The organism is Rhizobium sp. CNPSo 3670 (assembly GCF_057784555.1).
In genome coordinates this window covers 17,652-34,851 of record NZ_JBXSOL010000029.1, presented here as the reverse complement: position 1 = coordinate 34,851, position 17,200 = coordinate 17,652, and the positions used below count along the sequence as shown (strand labels likewise).

Genomic DNA, 17,200 nt, shown 5'->3' with positions numbered 1-17,200 from the left:
GATTCCCGAAGGCGGGTTCAGTTTGGTAGAGCGGGATCGAACGCCGGTCGCCTCACAGCTTCGCCTGAGAGCTCTCACGCGCTGATAAGAGCAATGCCGCGACTTCGGAAGCCGAGCGTGGTGTCGGAAGCGACCGGCAGGATGCGGTCGACGGCATGATCGACGATGAAGAGCGTGCCGATGTCGGTTTCTACCTCGTATTCGACATGATCTCCGAGATAGGCCGAGTGCAGGATGCGGCCGCCAAGTCCCTGCCCACGTCCTTCCGAAAGCGCGATCGCGCCGGGTCGAACGGCAAGGCTTGCCGCGCCCGGCGTCGCCGCGCCCGCCGGCACGCGATGCGTGAAGCTACCAATGCGGATTTCAGCATCGTCGCCATCGATGCCGACCACCTCACATGGGATGACATTCGCTTCCCCCATGAAATCGGCGATGAAGGCGGAAGCCGGCGCTTCATAGAGGTCGCGCGGGGCGCCGGACTGGGCGATTTCGCCATCCTTCATTACGATGATGCGGTCGGACACGGCAAGCGCTTCGTCCTGATCGTGCGTAACATAGACGGCCGTGAAGCCGAGGCGCTGCTGGAGTTGGCGGATATCCGTGCGCACCTTGCGGCGCAGGCGTGCATCGAGATTTGAGAGCGGCTCATCGAGCAGCAGCACCTGCGGCTCCAGCACCAGCGCGCGGGCGACGGCGACGCGCTGCTGCTGGCCGCCGGAGAGTTCGGCGGGAAGGCGATGACCCATGCCGGCAAGGCCGACGAGCGCCAGCCCCTCCTCCGCCTTCTCGCGCGCTTGCCTGCGGCTGAGCCCGGAGGATTCCAGGCCATAGGCGACATTGTCGCGCGCATTCATATGCGGAAACAGCGCATAGGACTGGAAGACCATCGAGACATCGCGCTCGTTGGCCGGCAGCATGGTGACGTCCTTGCCGCCGATCAGGATTTTTCCGGCCGTAGGATGTTCGAGGCCAGCAAGCATGCGCAGCGTCGTCGTCTTGCCGCAGCCGGAAGGGCCAAGCAGGGTGACGAGGGTGCCGGGCTCGATGGTGAGCGACAGGTCGGCAATGGCGGTGAAGGCGCCGAACGTCTTGCGCACGTTCTGGAAGACGACGGAACCGGCTTTCTGGTTGATCATGCGATTTTCTCCTGACGAGAGGAAGCGGAGGTGGCGAGGCCAGCGACGCGGTTTTCACGGCGCAGGCGCCGTTCGCCCACGATGAGCTGGAAGCCGGCGATGACGGTGATCATCACGACGATCAGCATGGAGGAGTAAGCGATCGCCACACCATATTCGCCATTCTCGACGAGACCGACAATGTAGGAGGTGGCCATGTTGTACTCGGCGCTGACGAGAAAGATGACGGCGCTGATGGAGGTAATGGCGCGCACGAAGGAATAGACCAGCGCGGCTGTGATGGCAGGACGCAAGAGCGGCAGAATGACCTTGCGGATTGTGCGGAAGCTGTTGGCCCGAAGTGTCAGCGAGGCCTCATCCAAGCTCTTGTCGAGCTGGCTCATCGCCGCAATGCCGCCGCGCACACCGACCGGCATGTTGCGGAATACGAAGCAGGCGATCAGGATCAGCGCCGAGCCGGTCATCTCGAGCGGCGGCAGGTTGAAGGCCATGATGTAGCTTACGCCGATGACCGTCCCGGGAATGGCAAAGCTCATCATCAGGGCGAACTCGAAGGCATTCTTGCCGGCGAATTTCTGGCGCACGATGATGTAGGCGGTCAGCAGACCGACGGCGGCAGTGAGGGGGGCGGAGATCAGCGCGATCTCCATCGTTGTCCAGAACGAGTTCCAGGCAACGCCTGTCCAGGCAACCCCGTTTTCGAAGCTGATCGAGAAGGCCTTGGCGTAGTGGTCGAGCGTCAGTGAATTGTCGAGGCCCCAGGTTTTCACGAAGCCGCCAATCAGGATCATGCCGTAAATAACGAGGGTAAACAGGATCCAGGGGATGACGACCGCGTGAACGCCGATCGACAGCCCACTTGGGAGGGCAATATGCGATCCGCTATCGCCCTTGCCGGTGACGGTGGCAAAATTCTTGCCCGACAGCCACAGGCGCTGGGCGAGGAAGGCGGAGAGCGTGAAGGCGAGCAGCACCATGGCGAGCACGGCGGCGCGCGAGGGGTCGTTCTGCGAGCCGACGACGGCGAAGAAGATTTCCGTCGAAAGCACGCCATGGCTGCCGCCGAGCACCAGCGGATTGCCGAAATCAGCCATGCTTTCGATGAAGCCGATGAGGAAGGCGTTGGCGAGACCGGGCTTCATCAGCGGCAGCGACACCCGCCAGAAGGTGCGCCAGCGGTCAGCGCGCAGCGTCGTTGACGCCTCCTCCATCGACGGGCTGACGCCTTCGACGACGCCGATCAGCACAAGGAAGGAGATCGGCGTGAAGGACAGCACCTGAGCGATCCAGATGCCGGTGAGGCCGTAGAGCCAGCGGCCGGGTTCGAGGCCGAACAGTTCCGACAGCCCCTGCGTCACGACGCCTGCGCGGCCGAAGAGCAAGGTGAGCGCCAGACCGATGACGAAAGGCGGCGTAATGATCGGCAAGATCGTCAGCAGCCGCAGGCCTTTCTTGAAGGGAAAGCGCGTGCGGGTGGCGACGAGCGCGAAGGCAAGGCCGAGCAGGGTCGAGCCGAGGCCGGTCATGATGGCGAGCCACAGTGTGCGCCAGGCGACGCCGCAGCGGCCGGCGCCGGTCACACAGTTGAGGCTCCAGATGCTCGGATCCTGGATGTTGCGGATGAAGTTATCCGCATTGAACGAGCCGTCGAAATCCTGCACCGAACCGACGAACATGCTGCCAATCGGGTAGAAGACGAATACTGCGACGAGGACGACCAGCAGCGCGATTGCGCTGACCACGAAGGCATCGCCCTTCATGACGCCGCGCTCGGCAAGTCCGAAGGCGAAGAGCAGCACGAAAGTGATGGCGCAGAGCACCGCGCCCGCGCCCATGGAAGGCTGACCGTAGGAACTTGTGCCGAAGAGCGTTTCGCTCATCGTCCAGGTCCACCCGGAAAAGCCGATGGCGAGACCCTGGAGCGAGAGGAAGAGAATGCCGATCGCACCGGACCAGGCGAGCGCGGATCCGCGGAGCATCGGATCCGCGATGCCGCGCGCGGCGAGCGCCAGGAGAAGAAACACGAGTGCGCCGGCAAGCCACGGCCGATCATGCGCGAATATCTGCACGAGACCGGGTGCGGTCTCCGGGGAAAAGGGGAAACCGGCCAGCCAACCGAGTCCGAAGAAGCCGTTGTCGATCCGATACCAGGGCAACAGGGTCAATGCGACCACGCCCAGGAGCAGGACGACGTCCAGCCTGCGATTGCCATGTCTCATGGCTGACCTCGCTGTTTTTGAGTGTAGGAAGGCGGCGCCTCTTGGAGGCAGGCGCCGCCTGTCAGGACATCAGTTGGCGGCGGCGCCGATTTCGCGATCCCAGCGTTCCAGCAGTGCCTTGCGCTTTGCCGGGTCGCCATAGGTCTTGAAATCGTAGTCGATCAGCTTGATGTCCTCGAAGCGCGGCGCCTCTTTCGGAATGGTCGCGTTCTTGTTGGACGGCAGCTGGAAGGATTTTACATCCTTCATGCGCGATTGGACTTCCGCCGTCAGCGCCCAGTCGTACCAGATTTTAGCATTGTCGAGGTTGCGCGCGCCCTTGATGATCGACATCGAACCGATCTCATAGCCGGTGCCCTCGCAAGGCGTAATCGACTTGACCGGGAAGCCTTCCGCCGTCTGCGCCACGGCGTCGTGCACGAAGACGATGCCGAGCGCCGTCTCGCCGCGGGCAGCCGCCTTGACGGGCGCCGAGCCGGACTTGGTGTATTGCGAGATGTTGCCGTTCAGCTTCTTCAGGTAGTCGAAGGCTTGGTCCTCGCCCATGATCTGCACGAGAGAGGCGAGCGCCGTATACGCGGTGCCCGAAGAATTCGGGTTGGCGATCTGGATTTCACCCTTCAATTCCGGCGCCAGAAGGTCGGCCCAGCAGACCGGCTCCTTGTAGCCCTTGGTTTTGAAGATTTCCGTGTTGTAGCCCCAGCCGAGCGCGCCGGCATAGACGCCGACCGTCTTGTGACCGGAGCTTTCGGCCTGCTTCTTCGCCCAGTCGTTGAGTTCATCGAGCTTCGGCGACTTGTATTCCAGCGTTAGATTTTCCGATGCCGCCTGAAGATGCGGGTCGCCCGTGCCGGCCCACCAGATGTCGGTCTTCGGGTTGCGGGCCTCGGCGCGCACCTTGGCATAGGTCTCGCCGGACGAGAGGCGAACCATGTTCACCTTGATGTCCGCATGCGCCTTCTCGAAATCGCCCTTCATCTGCTCGCAGATGACGACGTCGGCCGAGCAGATGAGGTTGAGTTCGCCAGCCGCCTGCGCCGGCAGCGCCCCGAGCGCCGTGCCGGCGAAGAGCATGAGGGAAAGGGTGTTGATTTTCATGCGGGCATCCTCCTGTTGCCTGGGCTTCCCATGAACGAGACACAGCGGGGCCTTCGGCCTGCCCGCGGCGGCGCGTTCACGATTTCGGATTGCTGTCTGTCTAAAGGGCTCGGTCAGTTCGTCGCGGCGATTTCCGCATCGAACCTGCGGAGCAGTCGACTTCGTTCTTCCGGTGAGCCGAAGGTGGCGAAGTCATAGTCCACCATCTTGATCATCGAAATGTCAGGTGCTGCGAGCGGCAGGCTGGATTTCGCGTTTGATGGCACCTGGTTCTGGCCGGACGCCGCTCCGGTCTCCTGTCCTTCCGGGCTCAGCGCGAAATCGACGAAGCGCTTTGCTTCCTCGATGTTCTTCGCACCCTTGACGATGCTCACGGCACCGATCTCGTAGCCGGTGCCTTCGCAGGGTGCGACAATTACAAGCGGATAGCCCGCCTGCTCCTGCGTAACGGCATCATGCATGAAGGAAATGCCGATAAGCGTTTCTCCGCGCGCCGCCGCCTTGATAGGCGCAGATCCGGAAGGGGTGTAACGCTCGATATTGCGATTGAGTGCGGCGAGATAACGGAAGGCCTCGTCCTCGCCGAAGAGCTGGACCAGCGTCGCAAGCGTGGTGAAGGCAGTGCCGGACGAATTCGGATTGCCGCTCTGGATGCGGCCGCGATAGGCGGTATCCGTCAGGTCCTTCCAGCAAGTCGGCGCCGGCAACTTCAGCTCGCGTAAGAGATCGGCATTGTAGGCAAAGCCGAGCGCCCCGGCATAGATGCCGGCCGAGCGGCCGCCGGACATGGCGAAGAAATTCTGCGCCCAGGGCAGCATGTCGCGCTCATGGGCCGGCTGGTAGGGTTCGAGAAGATTTTCAGAGCCAGCCTGCAGATGGGTGTCGCCCGTGCCGCCCCACCAGACATCGACGGTCGGCGCTGCCTTCTCCGCGCGGATCTGATTGAGGATATCGCCGGTGCTCTTGCGGGTCACCGAAATTTCGTGCCCGCTCTTCGCCTCATAGGCCGCCTTCATCGCGGCGCACCACATCTCGTCCACACCGCACAAAACGGTGAGCGACGGGGCAGCCATGCCGGTGCTGGCGCTCGCCAGCCACAACGCCGCGACCGCGCCGAAAGCGGTGATGCCTCTCACGATTTCCTCCCATTGGACCTTGCGTCCCAATCTCCGCAGTCAGGATGTCACATCTGCTGCCTTGCGCAATCGAAGAATGGTTACGGTTCTTACAGCTTTGCCCGCGACGAACCCTCAAAAATGACAAAGGTTACAAATGTGACAAAGCGCATAACACGAGCCCGCTTTGAAGATCGTGACGGCCCTGCCTATAATGGATGCGGGAGGACGTGTATGTGTTGAATGAGAGGATCAGCATTCTGATCGTCGAGGACGATCCGGACATGGCGGAGCTTATCTCCGACCTCGTGGAGGCGGAGGGCTGGACGCCGCTCACCGCGCCGTCGGCGGAGGAGGCCGCGATCGTGCTTTCGCGCGAAACGGTGCATCTCGTGCTCGTCGACCATAACCTGCCCGGCACCTCCGGCCGTACCTTCGCGCAGCGCCTGCGGGCGCAGACCAATATCGGCATCGTCATGGTGACGGCTGCCGGCAGTGCCGCGGACCGGGTGCTCGGCCTCGAAACGGCGGCCGACGACTATGTCGTCAAACCCTTCGAGCCGATCGAATTGACGGCCCGCATCAAGGCTGTGCTGCGCCGGACCATCCCCTCGTTGAAGCCGGAGCGGGAAAGCGAACGGGAGCACGAGCCCACATCCCTGAAGCTCGGCGACTGGTCGGTGGATCTCAAGAGCCGCCGCGCCATCTGCCGCACAGATCCTGCCAAGTCGCTCACGAGCGCCGAATTCGCGCTGCTCGAAATCCTCGCCGAAACGCCGAATGCACCGGTTAGCCGCGCGCATATCCTCGACCGGCTGGGCGCCGAAAGCGAGCGCTATATCGACCGCAATGTCGACGTGCTCGTGCTGCGTCTGCGGCGCAAGATCGAGCGCAATCCGGACCTGCCGCGCCATATCAAGACGCGCCGCGGCAAGGGCTATGTTCTCGACACCGACGATGGCGAGATCGCATCGTGATCAGCCGGCCCTTCCTCTCCTCCATCGCCTTTCGCCTGCCGTTTGCCATCGCCTTCATCTGCGTGCTCGTCTTCAGCCTGGCGACCATCGCCGTCTACGGCCTGCAGCGGGCGCGCCAGGAGATGGCCGCCTATGGCCTGCAGGCGTTTTCGAGCCTCGCCAAGGCCTCGCTGGTGTCGCGGCAGGTTTCCGATCTCGTCTCCAGCGCACCCTTCCTGATGAACGCGACCTCGCCCTACCGGGTCTCCAGCGAAAGCCGCTCTGTCGTCGTGCAGGTCGATACTTTGCTGCGCGCCATGCAACCTGAAAACGACGGGGCCGTCGTGAAAGGTTTTGCGAGCAACCGTATCGTCGAGCTGCTGGAAACGATCCGCACGCAGACGACGGCGCTTGCAGGCGACGCGGAATCCGCCCAGCAGCACAAGGCCGCGGCTGCCGCAGCGCTTGGCGAAATTGCGACCGGCAGCGGCATCGCCAATGCCGATCTCCGCAGTCGGCTGAATGCCGTCGTGCAATCCGCCTCCAACTCGGATAGCCTCTTCCAGCTCGGCGAATTGCGGCGGCGCTACGTCTCCGAGACCGCGCCGCGCCTCGAACGCGCCGCGCCGGACATCCGGATCGGCGCCGCCGAACTTGCCCCTTACGAACGGGTCTTCGAGGCACAGACACGCTATCTCCTCGAAATGTTTGCCATCCGCGCGGCCGTCTCGCGCCTGCATACTGTTTCCCGCGATCTGTCGCACGCGACTGAAACCCAAAGCGAGGCCGTTGCCCGCGGCCTCAGCGACGACCTCGTCTCGACCTCCGACGCCTTGAGCCGCATCCTGGTCATCGTCGCCGTCGCCTCGCTCCTCGTCCTGGCAATGGCCATTGTGTCCATCCGCTCCGTCATGCGTGTCTCACGCGGCATTGTTGCGCTTTCGAACGGCATGAACGCACTGGCGGAAGGGCGCAAGGATGTCGATGCGCCGCGCTATGACGGCACGGAAACCGAGCTGGTGCGCCTGCTCGAAGCCTTTCGTGCGTTCCGCGAGAGCGTCGAGCGCGTGACGCGGCTGCGGCGCACGGCGGAGGCCGCCGCCCGCACCATCCGCTCCACCTTCCGCAGCATGAACGAGGGCATCGCGCTGTTCGATCCGCGCGGCCGGCCGATCACCATGAACCGTCGTGTCATCGAGCTGGTCGGCTGGTCTGGTTCGGCCAGGAAATTGCCGCTCCGCCGTTTCGTGACACCGCTGCCGGAGATCGATCCGGCACTCCTGCCGGCCGGAAACGACGCCGGCCTGCTCTCCGACCGGTCGGTGCTGCGCCACCGCTCCGATGCCGGGCGGGTGACTGAGGTGTCGCTATCGCGCCAACCCGACGGCGGCATCGTGCTGCTGGCGCGCGATATCACCGACATGGACCGGCAGGAGGCGGAGGCGGCAAAGATCCAACGCCTCGACGGCATCATGCGCATGACCCATCAGGTGAGCCATGAGGTCGGCAACATGATCGGCATCATCACCGGCAGCCTCGGCCTGCTGGAGCGCGAAACCGGCTTCAACGACCGGCAAAAGCGGCACCTTGCCCGCATCCGTAAGGCAGCCGACCGCGGCAGGTCGCTGGCCGGGAGCATGCTTTCCATCGGCAGCCAGCAGCCGATCCGTCCGGACGCGGTGGAGATGGGCGCGGTGCTGCGCGGCATGGCCGACGTGCTGGAAATCGCCATCGGTGAAAAATGCCGGCTTGCCTTCGAGATAGCCGACGATCTGCCCACCGTTCTCATCGACACAGCGCTCTTCGAGCAATCGATCCTCAATCTCTGCCTCAACGCCGCTGCAGCCATGCCGGCTGGCGGAACGATCCTTATCCGGTGCGCCCGTAGCGAGGCCGGCGTGACCGTCAGCGTGATCGATGACGGTATGGGCATGTCGGCCGAAGCGGTCGATAAGGCGTTCGAGCCCTATTTCACAACCCGCGAAGCAGAAGGTGGCGCAGGTCTTGGACTGGCCGTGGTTTACGGCTTCGTACGCCAGAGCGGCGGCGATGCCCGCATTGCCTCGGCACCGGGCAAAGGAACTGTCGTTGAACTTCTGTTTCCGGCGTGAATTGCGTTCTACGCCAGCTTGTCGGGAATGGAATTACACCAAAATGCGCGTCTGCGCGGAAGAATCCTTCGCCCCGGTAAAGCCGATCATTCGCGTTTCCGGAGAGGACGAAGCGATCCGGATTGCCAATGATACGGAACATGGGCTGTCAGCGGCCGTCTTCGATTGCTGCCTATCGCATCAACGTTCTACAGCGACGGTTAAAGGCTCTCCCGTCGGCCAACTCGCCATTGTCGATTCGGGCACTTCTCGAGGAATCCTGGTGCCCATAGAGACAAATGGCTGCTGCCATTAGCATCAGGATCATTCCGAACATTCCCGCCGCAGACAAAGCCTCGCCAGCGATCATAACGCCGACGGCGACAGCAACGATGGGCGACACGAACGCAAAGCTGCCCGCCCGGGCGGGCCCGATGTCACGAATAAGCTGAAGATAGATGCTGTAACCGATCAGCGATCCGAAGAGGACGAGGAACAGCCAACTCGCGACTGCCTGCCAATTCCACGATGTCTGCAGACTTGCGGTTGCTTCGGGCTCGAAGACCAGTGAACTCAAAAACAGACCTCCACCTCCGATGAGTGTCGTGCAGCCGGATACGAGGGTACTGCCGTAACGGGTGATAAGCGGCCTGGCCAAAACAGATCCCCAGGCCGACGATACTGCACTCCAGCTGATCGCAAGAAGTCCAACAATGCCGGCTGTGCCGGAGAGGCTGGAAAATTCGACTGTGGGTGAAAACAGGAATGAGAGGCCGATCATGCCGATGATCATCGCAAGGGCTCGGGCGCCACTCCATCGTTCCTCCCCCAGCAATATTCCGAACCCGAGCAGAGCCAAGGGCGTAAGCGACATTTCGATCACGGCAGCTGTCCCGGATGCAACGAACTGCATACCCCAAAACAGCGGACCGTAGCAGAGTGTGATCATCAACAGGCTTGCAATGACAAGCCTGACCAAATCTTCACCGGCCGCAAACGATATGCGACAGGACCGCAGCGACCAGCCTGAGAGCAGAAGGCCGGCGCAAAGAAACCTTGTCGCCGCGAACATCATCGGCGGCACGGTTTCGATACCGGTCTTGACGGCGATCCACGTCAGACCCCAGACGAGGCAAAGAATGAGGAACTTGATCATGTTCTTGCGAGGAGACATAGAGAGGCCCTTGTTCTGTAACGAATAAACATTATTTATATCGTTACAATCTGGCGACCTGCTTTTTGTTCCGCACCATGGCCTCATCAATATTCGACATGCGTCTGAGCGGCGGCCATCCTGCCCTTGAACTGGTAAACACCCTCGACAGCCGCCGCGGCCGTTGGGGGCCCGATTTCCTGCGGTCGTTCGATGACGTGCTGGCGTTCGTTGAAAGGCTTCAGCTCATCGATGCAAGGGGATTGGCAAGTTTGAGGGAACGCGCGGCGGTCGATCCCGGCAAGGCAGAAGACGCCCTGGCGAATTTGATAAGGCTTAGAGAAACTATCTACACCCTATTCATTGCCGAGGATACCGATGCTCCTTATCCCGAGCCAGCATTGAGCACAGTGGTAGAAATGGCGAGAGCAGGCCGCGCAAGACAGACCCTCCTAAAGTCAAATCAGAACTTCGTCTGGGCACTCCCCTTTGACGATCTGTCCGATATTTTTCACCTATTCGCTATCGCTGCTACTGATCTGTTGACCAACCGGAGCGGCCGCCGTCGCGTGCGTGAGTGTAAGGGCGATAACTGCGGTTGGCTCTTCCTTGATCGTTCAAAGGGTGGCCGGCGGCGATGGTGCTCGGAGGCAAGTTGCGGGGTACACAGCCGAGTGAAGCGTTTTCGCGCGCACGGCGACGACCGTTGATGATGGCGGTGAGTTCATCAGTATAGGAAGCCTTGAGCGCCCCGGAGATCGGCAGATTGACGGAGGCGCGAGTGACCAGGAACATGCTGCGGCGCCTTCCCCCGACGCGTTCGAGCATATTGCGCGCCATCTGAAGCGCGTTGAGCTCCCGTTCGGCCGGCCGACGGCGGTATCTTTGGTTCCATGGCTGTAGGCAGGCAAACGCCCTCTCACCGCCACTCTCCGGTTCCACGGCGGCGGGCCGGCGATCGCGAAGAAGATGTCAAAACTCGGGATCGAGACGGTGCTGCTCTCAAGGCAGGCGCGATCTGATACTTCCGGCATAATTGGTCTGGTTTAGGAAATCGTGCGAAAGGGCTAAACAAATATACTTTGGCATAATGGCGAGGGCGCTCCAGGCAGAGTTACTGTTGCAACGGCCCTAAAAGAAACGCCCTCCCATCACGGGCCGACTTGCCGCGCCGGCGTTTTGCTTGATCGTAAGACCTTCACCCCTGCCGGCGCGGCGCCTCTTATAGCATGAAACCGCATTGCCGCAGCTTTGCTCTTCGCGGAACTGGCTTAACAACAGGCACTGGAACCCGAGTCGCGAAGATCAGCAGAGCTGCGACCGCCTCATAATCCGAAGCATAGGCTCGTTGACATGAGAGGAAAGTCGGTGAAGCTTGATTGGATCTGCGATGCCTGCACCTCCGATGGTATGCGGGCAGCATCGAAGCGAGCGGTGTGCCATGGACGACACGGTCAAAGATGCGCAGAAGACCAGGAAGAACATGTTCGGACGGAAGCGCGCTCTCGCTTCCATCGGCCAGCAAACTTCGACCGACCTTAGGTACCACGAGCCACAATCCTCCTGGAGTGACGGCGATCGCATCTTTACACGAGAGCTGATCCGGAGCGGCAACGGCGCATCAAAAGCCGTTCTGAGGGTGCAGCTTGCAGCCGAACATCCCAATCGAACCAGCCTCGACAGACTGGCCCACGAGTATCGCCTGAAAGACGAACTCGACCGGGAGTGGGCAGCCAAACCGCTGGATTTCACCACGGAAAATGGTCGTGGCGTGCTCGTCCTCGAAGATTGCGGCGGCGTGCCCCTCCCGCAGTTGATGGGACGGCACAGCCATGGCATGGCAGGCGAACTCACTGTCTTTCTGCGCCTTGCCAGGGGCATTGCGGCGGCAGTCGGCAAGGCTCACGGATGCGGCCTCATTCACAGGGACATCAAGCCAGCGAATATACTGGCGGACGAGGCGGATGGACGGGTTCGTCTCACGGGCTTCGGAGTGGCATCGCATCTTTCTCGTCAGCGCCAGGCCGCCGAGCCCCCTGAGGTCATTGCTGGCAGCCTCGCATATATGTCGCCCGAACAGACCGGCCGCATGAACCGATCGGTGGACTCGCGTAGTGACCTCTACGCCGTCGGCATCACGCTCTACGAAATGATTACCGGCCAGTTGCCGTTCACTGCTTCGGAGCCGATGGAATGGGTGCACTGCCACGTTGCCAGGCGACCGGTGCCGCCGTCCGAGCGTGCAAGAGAGCTACCAGGCGTTATCTCGGCAATCGTGATGAAGCTGCTCGCCAAGAACGCAGAGGAACGCTACCAGACGGCCGCCGGGCTAGAGGCGGATCTTCGACGTGCCCTCGTCGAGAGCGAGAAGTATGGGCGGATCTCAGAATTTCCGCTCGGGACGCGCGATGTGCCGGACAGACTGGTGATCCCCGAGCGCCCCTACGGTCGCGAACGCGAGATCGCCGCCCTGACCTCCGCATTCGACCGGGCCGTAGCGGGCGCTGGTCCGACGCTGGTGCTGGTTTCGGGTCATGCCGGCGTGGGCAAATCCATGGTCGTGAATGAGCTCCACCGCGCGCTCGTGCCGTCACGTGGGCTGTTTGCTTCCGGCAAATTCGACCAGAACCAGCGTCACATTCCATATGCGAGCCTAGCGCAGGCCCTGCAAGGCCTCGTCCGAGTGCTGCTGGGCAAGAGTGAAGCGGAACTCGCGCCATGGCGCGCTGCTTTAAGCGAAGAGCTGGGCGCGGGCGGTCGGCTGCTGGTAACGCTCATTCCGGAACTTGAATCTCTCATCGGCCGGCTTCCGGCGGTTGCGGATCTGCCGCCTCAGGATGCCAAACGCCGCTTCCATCTGAACATCAGGCGGCTGCTGCGCGTGTTTGCCACAGCAGAACATCCGCTTACGCTGTTTCTGGACGATCTCCAATGGTTGGACGCAGCGACGCTCGATCTGCTTGAAGATTTGTGCACCCAGCAGGATATGCGTCACCTGCTGCTCATTGGCGCCTATCGCGACAACGAAGTATCGTCCACCCATCCGCTGATCCGCCGGCTGACAGCGATCCGGGAGGCCGGTGGCCAAGTGCATGAAATCGTACTGACACCGCTCAGGCTGGAAGATCTGACCCGGATGCTGGCCGACGCTCTTCATTACGGAAGCAAGCGTGTCCAGCCGCTTGCGCGGCTAGTGCACAAGAAGAGCGGAGGCAATCCCTTCTTCGCGCTCCAGTTCCTGAGCACGCTGCCGGACGAAGGCCTGCTCGAATTCAATCACGAACAGGCGCACTGGGATTGGGATCTCGATCGCATAAGAGCGAAAGGCTATACCGATAACGTCGTGGATCTCATGCTAAGCAAGCTGCGGCGCCTGCCCGATACCACACAGGCTGCCCTGAACATGCTGGCGTGTCTCGGCAATCACGCGGCGGTTGATACCCTAGCTCTGATCAGGAGCGAAAATCACGACGCGGTTCATGCAGCCTTTTGGGCCGCGGCGCGGGCCGGACTCGTGCTGCTTGAAGAGGGGTCATCTTACCGCTTCCTGCATGATCGTGTTCAGGAGGCCGCGTATGGGCTGATCCCTGAAGATGAGCGGGCGGCAGCACATCTTTCCATTGGCCGCCTCCTGCTGAAGCATAGACCGCCGCAGGCACTCGAGGAGAATATTTTCGAGATTGTCGGCCAACTCAACTGCGGCGGCGCGCTCATCGCGCCCGGTGAAGAGCGAGAGCGTCTCGCGGACTTGAACCTGCTTGCCACTCGCCGCGCCAAGACGTCGGCTGCATACGAATCGGCGCTGGCTTATGCCGGCACGGGTGCGGCTTACCTGCCGCACGATGCCTGGGAGCGCCGATACGAACTCGCTTTCGCCCTCGAACTCCACAGGGCCGAATGCGAATTCTTGACAGGGGCACCGGCGGAGGCGCAGGCCCGCCTCGCGGAATTGGCAAGCCGAGCCACCAGCCTCGCCGACCTGGCCCGCGTCACGCGCCTGCGCGTCGACCTTTTCATGAGCCTGGGTCGGAGCGATCAGGCCATCATATTCGGTCTCGACTACCTGCGCCGGGTCGGCATTTCGTGGTCGTCCCACCCGACCAGGGGCCAGGTGCGCCAGGAATACGCGCGGCTTTGGCGACAACTCGGGGGCCGCCCTATCGAAGCGCTGCTTAACTCGCCCCCAATGGCGGACCCTGTCGCGCTCGCGACCATGGACGTTCTGACTTCACTTGTTACTCCGGCCCTGTTTACCAACGAGAATCTGCGCTGCCTCGTTATCGGGCGAATGGGCAACATCAGCCTCAAGCACGGCAACAGCGACACATCGCCTTATGCCTTCACTGCTGTGGGCACGGTGCTCGGGCCCTATTTTGGCAACTATGAAGCCGGTTTTCGGTTCGGCCTGCTCGGTCTGGACCTGACGGAAAAGCCTGGAATGGAACGCCTGAAGGCACGAGTCTACCTCGCCTTTGGTAACCTTGCGAAATCATCATCGCGTCATGTCCGCACCGGCCGTGCGCTTGCGCAGCGCGTATTCGAAACAGCACAGCAGGTCGGCGATCTCACCTACGCCGTCTTAAGCCGGAATAACCTTGTGACCTATCTTCTGGCCGCTGGCGAGCCCCTCTCACAGGTCCAGCGCGATGCGGAAGCCGGCCTGGACTTCGCGCGTCAGGCCGGCTTCGGAGTCGCCGTCGGTTTCATCAGCGGGCAGCTCCAACTCATCCGCACGCTTCGCGGGCTGACGCCGATCTTCGGATGCTTCAACGATGAAGGGTTCGACGAGCAGCAATTCGAACTTAAGACCGACGGCAAGCCGGGCAGTTGCCTGTACTGGATCCGCAAGCTACAGGCATGTGTATTTGCCGGGGATACCCTCACAGCACTTTCGGCAGCGGCGAAAGCAGAAAGCCTCCTGTGGATGACTCCCGCTATTTTCGAGCGGGCGGAATATCACTTTTACACCGGCCTTTCATTGGCCTCTGCTTTGCAAGGACCGACGACTGAAACAGCTCTTTATCGCAAGGCCCTACGCGCTCATCGCCGGCAGCTCGACACTTGGGCCGCGCACAGTCCGGAGAATTTCGCAAGCCGCGCAACATTGCTCGGCGCAGAGATCGCCCGCTTGGGAAGCCGTGAGTTGCAAGCCGAGCGCCTCTATGAACAGGCGATCCAGTTGGCGCGTGCGCACGCGCTCCCACACGACGAAGCGATCGCGTATGAGCGCGCTTCGGGCTTTTACCGGGCGCGCGGCTTCGATCAGATTGCTCGCCTGTATCTTGAAAGCGCCCGTCGCTGTTATCTCAGTTGGGGAGCCGACGGCAAGGTCCGGCAGCTTGAAGAAGCCTATCGCCAACTGCGGGATGGGCAACCGGCACCGGCTGCAACAAGCACGATCGAAGCGCCGCTCGAGCATCTCGACCTCGCCACCGTCATCAAGGTGTCGCAAGCAGTCTCCAGCGAAATCGTTGTCGAGAAGCTGATCGATACGGTGCTGCGAATGGCCGTCGAGCAGGCGGGAGCCGAACGTGGCCTTCTGATCCTGTCGCGCGGCGGTGAACCGCGGATTGCCGCTGAGGCGACGATCCGCGGCGAAGCGGTCCTCATCGAGTTGCGTAATGAGCCCGTCGCCGGCGTGATGCCGGAATCAGTTCTCAATTACGTCCTGCGTATGCGGGAAATCGTCAGCCTCGACGATGCGTCGGCTGAAAACGCCTTTGCGGCCGATCCCTATATCCGCCATCGTGCGGCCAGATCCATTCTCTGTTTGCCGCTGATCAATCACGCGAAGCTGATCGGTGCGCTGTATCTGGAAAATACTCTGGCGGGCCGTGTCTTCGCGCCGGGGCGCATTCCGGTGTTGAAGCTCATCGCCTCGCAAGCCGCCAGCACGCTCGAAATCACCGGACTTTACCACGACCTGGCAGAGCGTGAAGCGCGAATAGGCCGGCTTGTCGAAGCGAACATCATCGGAATTTTTATCCGGGACATCGAAGGTCGGATAATCGAGGCCAACGAGGCGTTCCTGCAAATGGTGGGCTACAGCCGTGACGAACTCTTGGCGGGTCAGCTCCTCGATAAAGAGCTGACACCGCCGGAATGGCGCGAACGTGACGCCGAGGCCCAGGCCGAGCTCAGAGTGACCGGCAGCGTCCGCCCCTTTGAAAAGGTGTACCAGCGAAAGGACGGCGGTCACGTACCCGTGATGATCGGTGAGGCAAGTTTCGAGGGGGCCGGGAGCCAGGTCGTGGCCTTCGTGCTCGACCTGTCCGAGAGCAAGCGAGCAGAGGAGAGGCTGCGAGCAAGCGAAACTCGTTTTCGGACCTTCGTCGACCATGCCACCGATGCCTTTTTCCTCCATACCGACGATCTGACCGTCATAGACGTCAACCGCCAAGCCTGTGAAAGCCTCGGTTACAGCCGGGAGGAGTTGATTGGCATGCACCCGCGCGACTTTGACGGAGCTATCGACGAAAAGGCGATTGCGACATTGGTGGATCGCGTCGACGCAGGACATCCAATGACTTTCGAAACACTCCACCGGCGGAAGGACGGAACAACGTTTCCGGTCGAGGTTCGCGTCGGTAAATTCCGACAGGAAGAGCAATGGTTTCGTCTTTCGCTGGCGCGTGACATCACCGACCGCAGGCAGGCCGAGGATGCCATTCAGCTTGCGCGAGCAGAACTTGCCCATGTAAGCAGGCTGACCACTATGGGGGAACTTGTAGCCTCCATCGCCCACGAGGTCAGACAGCCGCTCACCGGGCTGGTCAGCAGCGGCAATGCCTGCCTTCGCTATCTCGACGCGGATCCCCGTGACATCGTCTCCGCCCGTCGCGCCATCGAGCGCATGATCAGCGACGCTTTTCGTGCATCCGAGGTCATCGACCGGATTCGGGCAATGGCGAAGAAATCGCCCGAACGCAGGGACCGGCTGAATATCAACGACATCGTGTCCGAGACGATTGCGCTGGTGTCCACGGACCTCGAACGCAGTGCGGTGTCGCTTCGTACAAACCTCTCCGACGGCTTGCCCCCGATCGTAGGGGACCAAGTGCAAATCCAGCAGGTGATCCTGAATCTTATCATGAACGCCAACGACGCGATGGCGGCGATGCCAAAAGGAGCGCGCGAACTCATCGTAAGCACTGAAAAGGCAGCACCCAACACCGTTTTGGTGGCAGTCCGCGATAGCGGCCCTATCCTCGACCCGGCGAAGATCGGCGATATATTCGAGGCGTTCTTCAGTACCAAACCCAAGGGTATGGGCATGGGCCTGACGATCAGTCGTTCGATCATAGAGGCTCACAAAGGCCAACTCTGGGCCACGCCAAACGCGCCCCACGGTGCCATTTTTCAGTTTACATTACCAACCGAGGAGAAATAATTGATCCATGTCCGGGGCGCCGCCTGACCGGCGCAAAACTTGG

Annotated in this window: 9 protein-coding genes and 1 pseudogene; 5 read left to right on the top strand and 5 right to left on the bottom strand. The window is 61.6% G+C overall.

The features are described 5' to 3' along the window. Window positions 1-74 precede the first annotated feature (74 nt). From AC13QO_RS24300 to AC13QO_RS24285, 4 genes are all read right to left on the bottom strand, one after another. Complete coding sequence (locus tag AC13QO_RS24300; RefSeq protein WP_488542098.1) at window positions 75-1,136, bottom strand: ABC transporter ATP-binding protein; 1,062 nt, start codon at window positions 1,134-1,136, stop codon at window positions 75-77. Beyond that, window positions 1,133-3,355, bottom strand: coding sequence for an ABC transporter permease (locus AC13QO_RS24295; RefSeq protein WP_488542097.1), 2,223 nt, complete (start codon window positions 3,353-3,355; stop codon window positions 1,133-1,135). Before AC13QO_RS24295 ends, AC13QO_RS24300 begins: the two co-directional genes overlap by 4 nt. Window positions 3,356-3,424: 69 nt before the next feature. Then, window positions 3,425-4,453 (bottom strand): ABC transporter substrate-binding protein, encoded by a 1,029-nt coding sequence (locus AC13QO_RS24290; RefSeq protein WP_488542096.1) that lies wholly within the window; start codon window positions 4,451-4,453, stop codon window positions 3,425-3,427. A gap of 113 nt (window positions 4,454-4,566) precedes the next feature. Further along, the gene (locus AC13QO_RS24285) at window positions 4,567-5,589 is read right to left on the bottom strand and encodes an ABC transporter substrate-binding protein (protein WP_488542095.1); all 1,023 of its coding nucleotides are present in this window, start codon (window positions 5,587-5,589) and stop codon (window positions 4,567-4,569) included. Window positions 5,590-5,804: 215 nt separating this feature from the next. Here AC13QO_RS24285 and AC13QO_RS24280 point away from each other — a divergent pair, with 215 nt between their 5' ends. The 3 genes and pseudogenes from AC13QO_RS24280 to AC13QO_RS24270 form a co-directional block, all read left to right on the top strand. Next, entirely contained in the window at window positions 5,805-6,545 is a 741-nt protein-coding gene (locus AC13QO_RS24280) for a response regulator (RefSeq protein ID WP_488542094.1), read from the top strand. Continuing rightward, window positions 6,542-8,635 carry an ATP-binding protein gene (locus AC13QO_RS24275; protein WP_488542093.1) on the top strand — a complete coding sequence of 698 codons (2,094 nt, stop codon included), beginning with the start codon at window positions 6,542-6,544 and terminating at the stop codon, window positions 8,633-8,635. Before AC13QO_RS24280 ends, AC13QO_RS24275 begins: the two co-directional genes overlap by 4 nt. A 40-nt stretch (window positions 8,636-8,675) precedes the next feature. Further along, window positions 8,676-8,798, top strand: a pseudogene (locus tag AC13QO_RS24270) (aldehyde dehydrogenase family protein); the annotation flags it as partial. Window positions 8,799-8,807: 9 nt separating this feature from the next. Here AC13QO_RS24270 and AC13QO_RS24265 read toward each other — a convergent pair. Beyond that, on the bottom strand, window positions 8,808-9,770 hold the full coding sequence (locus AC13QO_RS24265) for a DMT family transporter (protein ID WP_488542115.1): 963 nt from the start codon (window positions 9,768-9,770) through the stop codon (window positions 8,808-8,810). A gap of 83 nt (window positions 9,771-9,853) precedes the next feature. On the opposite strand from AC13QO_RS24265, the gene AC13QO_RS24260 reads away from it, so the two are divergent. Next, entirely contained in the window at window positions 9,854-10,477 is a 624-nt protein-coding gene (locus AC13QO_RS24260; protein ID WP_245362238.1) for a CGNR zinc finger domain-containing protein, read from the top strand. Window positions 10,478-11,208: 731 nt separating this feature from the next. Next, a complete protein-coding gene (locus tag AC13QO_RS24255; RefSeq protein WP_488542092.1) occupies window positions 11,209-17,157 on the top strand; it encodes an AAA family ATPase in 5,949 nt (1,982 codons plus the stop codon). Window positions 17,158-17,200: the final 43 nt, after the last annotated feature.